Origin of the sequence: Phenylobacterium sp., from assembly GCF_036963605.1 — a bacterium.
Lineage (GTDB): Bacteria > Pseudomonadota > Alphaproteobacteria > Caulobacterales > Caulobacteraceae > Phenylobacterium.
The window spans coordinates 1-4,729 of record NZ_JBALUY010000130.1 but is presented as its reverse complement, the minus strand read 5'-3'; the positions used below and the strand labels follow the sequence as shown (position 1 = coordinate 4,729).

2 protein-coding genes and 1 pseudogene are annotated in these 4,729 nt (G+C 67.0%); all 3 read left to right on the top strand.

Annotated elements, in window-relative coordinates; all coding sequences use genetic code 11:
• A partial coding sequence (locus V7702_RS16560; RefSeq protein WP_335651178.1) for an FAD binding domain-containing protein occupies positions 1 to 650 on the top strand: 650 nt, incomplete at its 5' end.
• A gap of 4 nt (positions 651 to 654) precedes the next feature.
• The gene (gene paoC, locus V7702_RS16555; RefSeq protein WP_335651177.1) at positions 655 to 2,853 is read left to right on the top strand and encodes an aldehyde oxidoreductase molybdenum-binding subunit PaoC; all 2,199 of its coding nucleotides are present in this window, start codon (positions 655 to 657) and stop codon (positions 2,851 to 2,853) included.
• Between the two features lie 359 nt (positions 2,854 to 3,212).
• A pseudogene (locus V7702_RS16550) lies at positions 3,213 to 4,729 on the top strand (DNA-directed RNA polymerase subunit beta); the annotation flags it as partial.

The following is a 4,729-nucleotide window of genomic DNA, read 5'->3' as shown; positions in this document are numbered from 1 at the left end:
ACAAGGCGACCACGGCCGGCAACCTGCTTCAGCGCACCCGCTGCCCCTACTTCTATGACACCAACATGCCCTGCAATAAGCGCCAGCCGGGCTCCGGTTGCTCGGCGCTGGAGGGCTATTCCCGCCAGCTCGGCGTCATTGGCGTGAGCCAGGCCTGTATCGCCACCTATCCCGGCGACATGGCCCAGGCTCTGCGCGTGCTCGATGCGGTGGTGGAGACCATCACGCCAAACGGTCAAGCCCGGTCCATCCCGATCGCAGACTTCCACCGACTGTGGGGAGATACCCCCCACATCGAGACCAGTCTCGAGGCTGGCGAACTGATCACCGGTGTGACGCTGCCGCCGCCGATCGGTGGGGCGCAGGTCTATCGCAAGGTCCGTGACCGGGCCTCCTACGCCTTCGCCCTCATCTCGGTGGCCGCCGTCGTCCAGCCGGACGGGACGGGCCACTTCGCGGTTGGCGGAATCGCGCCCAAGCCCTGGCGGGTGGAGGCGGCTGACGAGGCGCTGTCTCAGGGCGCTCGTGCGGCGGCGGCGGAGCTGCTCGCCGGCGCCACCCCGACGGAAGACAACCGATTCAAGGTCACGCTCGTGGAGCGCACGCTGGCCGGCGTGATGGCCGACGTCCAGACCGGTCAGGGGAGCTGAGGCCATGGAGTTCAACGCACCCGCAGGCCAGAACCTGTTCGACACCGCCAAGATCATCGGCAAGTCGACGCCCCGCATCGACGGGCCGCTCAAGGTGACAGGGACCGCCCCCTACGCCTATGAGCGTCACGACGTCGCGCCGAACCAAGCCTATGGCTACATCCTTGGCGCGGCGATCGCCAAGGGCCGGATCACGTCGATGGACACCGCCGAGGCGCGCGAGGCGCCGGGCGTCCTCGCCATTGTCGCGGCGCCGGAGACCGAGCCGGTGGGCAAGGGACGGTCGAACAATGCGCCGCTGTTCGGCGGCTCGGAGATCTCCCACTATCACCAGGCGATCGCCTGCGTGGTGGCCGAGACCTTCGAGCAGGCTCGCTACGCCGCGGGGCTCATCCGCGCGCAGTATGCGTGGGCCGACGGGGCCTTCGATCTGGCGAGCGTCGCCCCTGACGCCCCGCTGGCCGAAGGTGATGAGGGCGAGCCCGACCGGAAGACCCTTGGGGACTTTGAAGCCGCCTTCGCCGCCGCCCCCGTCAAGGTCGACGCCCGCTATACGACCCCGGACGAAAGCCACGCCATGATGGAGCCGCACGCCACCATCGCCGCATGGGATGGCGACGAGCTGACCCTTTGGACCTCGAACCAGATGGTGGCCTGGGCCAAGGAAAGCATGGGCAAGATCCTGGGCATGGACCAAGAGAAGGTCCGGATCGATTCGCCCTATATCGGCGGCGGGTTCGGCGGGAAGCTGTTCATCCGCGCCGACGCCGTGCTGGCGGCCCTGGGCGCAAAGGCGGCGGGCCGGCCGGTCAAGGTCGCCCTGCAGCGCCCCCTGATCGCCAACAACACCACCCACCGGCACGCCACCATCCAGCGCATCCGCCTCGGCGCCGAACGCGATGGGCAGATCACGGCCATCGCGCATGAAAACTGGTCGGGCAATCTCAATGGCGAGAACGGGGAGGACGGCACGCTGCAGACCCCGAAGCTCTATGCCGGCGCCAATCGCCTGACCGCCAACTACATCGCCACTCTCGATCTGCCGGAAGGCAATGCCATGCGGGCGCCGGGGGAGGCGGCTGGGCACATGGCCCTTGAAGTGGCGGTCGACGAACTCGCCGAGGCCCTTGGCCTCGATCCGATTGAGTTGCGCATCCGCAACGAGCCGCAGACCGTGCCGGGCGCCCCGGACCTGCGGTTCTCCGAGCGTCACCTGGTGCGCTGCCTGCGCGAGGGAGCCGAGCGCTTCGGCTGGTCGCGACGCAATGCTCAACCCGGGCAGGTGCGCGACGGCCGTTGGCTGGTGGGCATGGGGGTTGCGGCCGGCTACCGCGGCGGCCCCGCCAGGACTTCGGCCGCCCGGGTGCGGGTGGAGGCTGACGGCCGCGTCGTCGTCGAGACGGACATGACTGACATCGGCACCGGGAGCTACACCATCATCGCCCAGACGGCGGCCGAGACCGTCGGCGTGCCGCTCGAGCGCGTGACTGTCGTGCTGGGTGACTCCCGCCATCCGGCGGCGGCGGGCTCAGGCGGGCAGTGGGGGGCGGCCAGCTCCACGGCGGGCGTCTACGCCGCCTGCGTCAACCTGCGCCGGGCGATCGGACAGAAGCTCGGCTTCGACGGCGACGCCGCGACCTTCATGGACGGGCGCATTCAGGCCGGCGAACGGACGCTGGACCTGACCGAGGCCGGCGCTATGTCCGCCGACGGCGAGATGACCTTTGGCGACTTCAAGGACGCCTACGATGTGGGCACCTATGCCGGTCACTTCTGTGAGGTCGGCGTCGACGTATACACCGGTGAGACCCGCATCCGCCGCATGCTCGCCGTCTGTGACGCCGGCCGCATCCTGAACCCCCTGTCGGCGCGCAGTCAGGTGATCGGCGCCATGGTGATGGCGGCCGGCGCAGCCCTGATGGAAGAGCTTGCGGTCGACAAGCGCTATGGCTTCTTCGTCAATCACGATCTGGCGGGTTACGAGGTCCCGGTGCACGCCGATATTCCGCATCAGGACTGCGTCTTCCTCGAGACCCTCGATCCCATCATCTCGCCGATGAAGGCCAAGGGGGTTGGGGAGCTGGGCATCTGTGGTCCGGCGGCGGCTGTGGCCAACGCGGTCTACAACGCCACGGGCGTGCGCGTGCGCGAGTACCCGCTGACGCTTGACAAGCACCTGGATCGGCTGCCCGCGGTGGTATGAGCGAGGCGACGGGCCGCCCCGGTCCGACGCCCAGGCTCCGGAAGCCGCAATCGCCCCGCGCTATCGCGGCCGCGAGTTCCACAGCCCTCTTAACTTTTCTGTGGAAGGGGGCTTCCCAACGGGTTGCAAAAGCCTTATCTGGCGAGCTTCGCGAAATTCCGATGCAGCTAAGACGCGAGTCTTCGCACGTTCAGTCTCCGAGGCATGGTCCGTCGCCCTCCGACCATGCGAGGGAGCGTCCCCGACGTAAAGGGGACATTTCCAGCGTCCGGCCCCCGGCCTCGGGGGTTTTGAGGGTGGACGCAGGATGACACTTACGGCGCGCTGGCCTGACGCCCGCGCGCACTCAAGGGAATAACATGGCGCAATCCTTCACCGGCAAGAAGCGGATCCGGAAGTCTTTCGGCCGCATCCCCGAAGCTGTGCAGATGCCGAACCTGATCGAGGTTCAGCGCTCGTCCTACGAACAGTTCCTGCAGCGTGAAGTGCGCCCGGCCGATCGCCGGGACGAAGGGGTCGAGGCGGTCTTCAAGTCCGTCTTCCCGATCAAGGATTTCAACGAGCGCGCCGTGCTCGAATACGTCTCCTACGAGTTCGAGGACCCGAAGTACGACGTCGAGGAATGCGTCCAGCGCGACATGACCTATGCCGCGCCGCTGAAGGTGAAGCTGCGTCTCATCGTGTTCGAAACCGATGAAGAGACCGGCGCCCGCTCGGTGAAGGACATCAAGGAGCAGGACGTCTATATGGGCGACATCCCGCTCATGACGGAGAAGGGCACCTTCATCGTCAACGGGACCCAGCGCGTCATCGTCTCGCAGATGCACCGCTCGCCGGGCGTCTTCTTCGACCACGACAAGGGCAAGACCCACTCCTCGGGCAAGCTGCTGTTCGCGGCCCGCGTCATCCCCTATCGCGGCTCCTGGCTCGACTTCGAGTTCGACGCCAAGGACATCGTCTATGTCCGTATCGACCGCCGCCGCAAGCTGCCGGCCTCGACCTTCCTCATGGCGCTGGGCATGGACGGGGAGGAGATCCTCTCCACCTTCTATGAGACCGTGACCTTCGAGAAGCGCGAAGGCGGCTGGGCCACCCAGTACAAGCCCGAGCGCTGGCGTGGCGTGAAGCCGGAATTCCCGCTGATCGACGGCGAGACCGGCGAGGAAGTGGCCCCGGCCGGCCAGAAGATTTCGGCCCGCAACGCCAAGAAGTTCGCTGACGCGGGCCTCAAGGTGCTGCTGCTGGCGCCCGAGGCGCTCACCGGCCGTTACCTGGCCAGCGACCTGGTCAATCACGAAACCGGCGAAATCTACGCCGAGGCCGGCGACGAGCTGGACGTGGCGCTGCTCGCCTCGCTGGAAGAGCAGGGCTTCACCAAGTTCGACGTCCTCGACATCGACGAGGTCAATGTCGGCGCCTACATGCGCAACACCCTGCGCATCGACAAGAACACCACCCGCGAAGACGCCCTGTTCGACATCTATCGGGTCATGCGTCCGGGCGAGCCGCCGACGGTGGAAGCCGCCGAGGCCATGTACAACAGCCTGTTCTTCGACTCCGAACGCTACGACCTGTCCTCGGTCGGCCGCGTGAAGATGAACATGCGCCTGGAGCTCGACTGCCCTGACGACGTCCGCGTGCTGCGCAAGGCCGACGTCCTGGCCGTGCTCAAGACCCTGGTCGGCCTGCGGGACGGCCGCGGCGAGATCGACGACATCGACAACCTTGGCAACCGCCGGGTCCGTTCGGTGGGCGAACTGCTGGAAAACCAGTACCGCGTCGGCCTGCTGCGCATGGAACGCGCCATCAAGGAGCGCATGAGCTCGGTCGATATCGACACGGTCATGCCCCATGACCTGATCAATGCGAAGCCGGC

Excerpts from the sequence above, each read along its gene's own strand:
- paoC (WP_335651177.1), top strand. The coding sequence starts at position 655 with ATGGAGTTCAACGCACCCGCAGGCCAGAACCTGTTCGACACCGCCAAG.